Source organism: Marininema mesophilum (genome assembly GCF_900106775.1).
GTDB classification, from domain to species: Bacteria; Bacillota; Bacilli; order Thermoactinomycetales; family DSM-45169; genus Marininema; species Marininema mesophilum.
Genome location: NZ_FNNQ01000033.1, coordinates 1 through 4,780, shown reverse-complemented (window position 1 = coordinate 4,780; position 4,780 = coordinate 1). Strand labels below are relative to the sequence as shown.

General features: G+C 42.6%; 4 protein-coding genes. All 4 read right to left on the bottom strand.

Features of this window, described 5'->3' with window-relative positions:
* Nucleotides 1-114: 114 nt before the first annotated feature.
* Complete coding sequence (locus BLV90_RS16435) at nucleotides 115-651, bottom strand: collagen-like triple helix repeat-containing protein (protein WP_091743064.1); 537 nt, start codon at nucleotides 649-651, stop codon at nucleotides 115-117.
* A gap of 108 nt (nucleotides 652-759) precedes the next feature.
* Nucleotides 760-2,550 carry an MAC/perforin domain-containing protein gene (locus BLV90_RS15785; protein WP_091743062.1) on the bottom strand — a complete coding sequence of 597 codons (1,791 nt, stop codon included), beginning with the start codon at nucleotides 2,548-2,550 and terminating at the stop codon, nucleotides 760-762.
* A gap of 144 nt (nucleotides 2,551-2,694) precedes the next feature.
* On the bottom strand, nucleotides 2,695-4,482 hold the full coding sequence (locus BLV90_RS15780) for an MAC/perforin domain-containing protein (RefSeq protein ID WP_177168126.1): 1,788 nt from the start codon (nucleotides 4,480-4,482) through the stop codon (nucleotides 2,695-2,697).
* A gap of 96 nt (nucleotides 4,483-4,578) precedes the next feature.
* Nucleotides 4,579-4,780, bottom strand: a 202-nt coding sequence (locus BLV90_RS16430) for a hypothetical protein (protein ID WP_218142315.1), incomplete at its 5' end; no start/stop codon positions are given.

The window sequence follows — 4,780 nt, the reverse complement described above, 5'->3', positions numbered from 1 at the left end:
AGGCCCTCGAGGCCCTTGAGGGCCTGGGGGCCCTTGAGGGCCTGGGGGACCGACAGTCCCGCGTTGTGATCTTCTCATCATCAATCTCCTTCCTTCGGTGGATTCTTTCGCTTGTTAGATCACCGTAGCGATGAGGACCCTGCTTGTAATTTGTAAGTTCGACCCGGATTCTCCTTGTACATAAGTAGGAGTTAGAGAATAGGTAGTATTCCCGTTCGTATTGGTGTCGAGGAACGTAAAACTATCAGTTGATTGAAACTCTGTCTGTGCAATGGATGAACCGTTAATTAAGGATTGACCCACAAACAGGCTAGCTTCTCCAAGTAGCGCAGAGGAACTGTTCAGTCCGAAGATAGCTTCGCAGACAATGGATGGGGCGTTTGGCGGGAGCGATGTAAAAGCATACGTATACGAAACTTGAACCAACACTTTATTAGCGGTTGTTAATCCCGTCACTGTTTGCTCAAGCAGGTTCGTGCTTCCTCCGGGATTGAGGGTAGCTGTTGTTGTCTCCACAGTGGAAAAGGTTTGCAAGATCCTGTTCCTTCCGCGTGGTCCCACAACGCCTTGAAATCCAATAGGCCCTTGAGGCCCCCTTGGTCCTTGGATTCCTTGCGGCCCCCGTGGTCCCCTCTGACCTGGTACTCCCATGTTCATCCACTCCTCGCGTTCATAATGGGATATGGTGTGTCTCATCTCAATGCGTTATAGAAAGTGTACTTCGACCCGGCCTGGCCTTAGAACAGAAAGGTAAGACTGTTATAGAATATTTGGTGGTATTGGTGTAGTGGTCACAGTAGCTTGATTTAAGGCAATAGCTGGACGCAAATCATCTATTGCCCTTTTATAAATGTTGACTTCAAGTATCGAATTCATAGCTAATGATTGAGTAGGATCAAAAGCTCCAAATACCTCGGCACCCGTATCAGAGCTAGTTATACGACCAATCAATGTATAAGTAGAAGGTTTATTTATATTTAATAATATTATATTAGTACCAGTTTGAGCACCTTCTTCCCGTGGAGAATTGACCCAGTTCTGATAGGTACCAACGGTTCCACTGGTATATGCATCACCACGTGTGGATGCGCCATTTCCTAGTAAAATCGCGTTCATATTGAAGTCGGGAAAAAAACTAGTCGGCATATTATACGTACTAAATATGAAAAGATTGTCAGGTATATTTAAATTATTCGCACTATTACTGAAATCATCGACGAAATCGCCATACAAATTCAGGTTATCAATGTCTACTTTATTAAAGAATGGTTGGGTAAATTCTTCTGTTCCTTTAATACACAGGGGAGAACTAGCAAGAAAATTAAATGGATAGTATTTATTCCAAAGTACAGATTCTGCAGCGGGGATTGTAGCGGAATCAAGTATCACTACCTGAAAACCCATATTGAAAGGTGCACACTGCGGGGGCAACATTTGAGTATCCGGTGTTTTTAGGTCGTTAACATTGCTCTCCGCTATAGTAATAATCGGCTTATTGTTTGAGAGGGGAGGCTGGGAAGAACCTATTACAGCTAATTGAATTGCGGATTGTTGAAGTTCCACCCGGATGGTAGGGGAATGTAGCAAAAAATAGTAGTCAAAGGCAGCGGACATGGCTCCGCCTAGTCCCCTGGATGTAACAAAGGGAAGATCTGCGATTGCTTTTACTCGAATATCGGTTTGCTCATTGGGATCCATAGGAATTGTTTTTTTCCACGCCTTTATAGCATTAAACACTTTCATCGCGCCTGCATCGGTTTCAACCGCCCTCGGGTCAATACTACTGAGAAATATCTTTCCTCCTATGGTGGAATATTCAAATGTGCTATTTCTCTTATACGTTTGATACGTATCAGTAATCCCCGCCGATATACCGGTATTGATCCCTTCAATATTTGACCCAAAGTTGATGTTAATTTGATCCCTTGGCAAATCTTCTACCGTCGTGACCGCGTTAAAATATTGGAAAACTCCGCCATAAATTAAATCGGATACATAATAGCCGCCATACTTTTGAAAAAAATTAAACCATGCGGTGACGTTGCTGGGATTTGCCCTATCAAAGGTAGCTGGAAGCATGTTGACATCGCTTATAAAAGCATCACTTAAAAACGGATCCGACTCAGGAGAAGTGGAGACACAGATGGTTCCTGTCACCGTATAATCGAGGTAATAGCAATAAAAATAGTTCTGGATCCTAGAGGCTGCCGTAAAGGAACCGTCAAATCCGCCAATGAATCCCGGTTTACCGAACCCTATGTCTACAGAATTCTTCTCTTGTGTTTCGGTTCGTGTAGCGGCCGAAATTGTTCTGGTATACGATTTCTGGGTTTCGGTACAGTGATCCCCTGAAGCATATGCGGGAATCAGAAAGGTGCCGGCATCCGGTGCTTGAGGAAACATATATTCTTTCATCATTGTGGATTTCGCGGGATCAAAAATAGGAGCTAGTGCAGAACCAACACTGGTGTCTCCTAGTGTATTAATTCCAAACCCCAAAAACGTTGTACTACCGTCGACAACTTTAGTAGTTTGTAATAACGCGCACATGTTCTTCCCTCCTAACGAGATCAAGCATTGAATGTGCTTGCTCTCGTTGAAAAACTGAAAGAATAAAAGCGGTAAATCTACCTGAAGATAACCAAAAAGTTGGAAATCCAAAGAAATCAACCGAAGAATCAAAATATAAAAGTGTTATAGAATATTTGGTGGTATTGTTGCAACGTTCACAGTAGCTTGATTTAAGGCAATAGCTGGACGCAAATCATCTATTGCCTTTTTATAAATGTTGACTTCAAGTATCGAACTAATAGATGTCCTAAGCCCATCCATAGTAGCTCCAAATACCTCGGCACCCGTATCAGAGCTAGTTATACGACCAATCAATGTATAGGTAGCAGGTATATTAACATTCAAAACGATAGTATTAAAACCTCGCTCACCTTCTTGCCGTGGAGAATTGACCCAGTTCTGATAGGTACCAACGGTTCCGCTGGTATATGCATCACCACGTGTGGATGCGCCATTTCCTAGTAAAATCGCGTTCATATTGAAGTCGGGAAAAAAACTAGTCGGCATATTATACGTACTAAATATGAAAAGATTGTCAGGTATATTTAAATTATTCGCACTATTACTGAAATCATCGACGAAATCGCCATACAAATTCAGGTTATCAATGTCTACTTTATTAAAGAAGGGAACTGTAACAGGAACTCCTTTGTTACAAGTAGGATCAACATCAACAGGATAATTATTAGCTGGATAGTATTTATTCCAAAGTACAGATTCTGCAGCGGGGATCGTAGCGGAATCAAGTATCACTACCTGAAAACCCATATTAAAAGATGCACATTGCTCAGGCAACATTTGAGTAACCGGTGTTTTTAGGTCGTTAACATTTGTCCCTGCTATAGTAATAATCGGCTTATTGGATGATTCGGGAGGAAAGGGACCTACAAAACTAAATTGACGTTGGGATGGTGGTTGAAGTTCCACCCGGATGGTAGGGGAATGTAGCGTAAAATAGTAGTCAAAGGCAGCGGACATGGCTCCGCCTAGTCCTCTGGATGTAACCAAGGGAAGATCTGCGATTGCTTTTACTCGAATATCGGTTTGCACATTGGGATCCATAGGAATTGTTTTTTTCCACGCCTTTATAGCATTAAACGCTTTCATCGCGTCTGCATCGGTTTCAACCGCCCTCGGGTCAAAATAGAGAAATATTTGTCCTCCTATGGTGGAAAATTGAAATGAGCTATTTCTCTTATACGTTTGATACGTATCAGTAATACCCGCCGATATACCGGTATTGATCCCTTCAATATTTGCCCCAAAATTGATGTCAATTTGATCCCTTGGCAAATCTTCTACCGTCGTGACCGCGTTATAGTATTGGAAAACTCCGCCATAAATTAAATCGGATACATAATAGCCGCCATACTTTTGAAAAAAATTAAACCATGCGGTGACGTTGCTGGGATTTGCCTTATCAAAGGTAGCAGGAAGCATGTTGACATCGCTTATAAAAGCATCACTTAAAAACGGATCCGACTCAGGAGAAGTGGAGACACAGATGGTTCCTGTCACCGTATAATCGAGGAAATAGCAATAAAAATAGTTCTCGGTCCTAGAGGCTGGGGTAAAGGAACCGTCAAATCCGTTAATGAATCCCGGTTTACCGAACCCTATGTCTACAGAATTCTTCTCTTGTGTTTCGGTTCGTGTAGCGGCCGAAATCATTCTGGTATACGATTTCTGGGTTTCGGTACAGTGATCCCCTGAAGCATATGCGGGAATCAGAAAGGTGCCGGCATCCATTGCTTGAGGAAATATATATTCTTTCATCATTGTGGATTTCGCGGGATCAAAAATGGGAGCTAGTGCAGAACCAACACTGGTGTCTCCTAGTGTATTAATTCCAAACCCCAAAAACGTTGTACTACCGTCGACAACTTTAGTAGTTTGTAATAACGCGCACATGTTCTTCCCTCCTACTCGGGTGATTGTAAAGCTTCGTGAGAAGAATTGCTGGACTACGGCAACAAGCGTTTCGTTGGTACGAATCATAAAAAATGGTTAGATCACCGAAGCAATAAGGGTCCTGCTTGTAATTTGTAAGTTCGACCCGGGGTTTCCTTGTACATAAGTAGGAGTTAGAGAATAGGTAATATCCCCACTCGCATTGGTGTCGAGGAATGTAAAACTATCGGTTGTTTCAAGCACTGTCTGTGGAATGGGTGGACTGATAATTAAGGATTGAGCCACAAACAGGCTAACT

What these genes read in the sequence shown, in the direction of transcription:
- BLV90_RS16435 (WP_091743064.1), bottom strand. Translation starts at nt 651, where the DNA reads ATGGGAGTACCAGGTCAGAGGGGACCACGGGGGCCGCAAGGAATCCAA.
- BLV90_RS15785 (WP_091743062.1), bottom strand. Translation starts at nt 2,550, where the DNA reads ATGTGCGCGTTATTACAAACTACTAAAGTTGTCGACGGTAGTACAACG.
- BLV90_RS15780 (WP_177168126.1), bottom strand. Translation starts at nt 4,482, where the DNA reads ATGTGCGCGTTATTACAAACTACTAAAGTTGTCGACGGTAGTACAACG.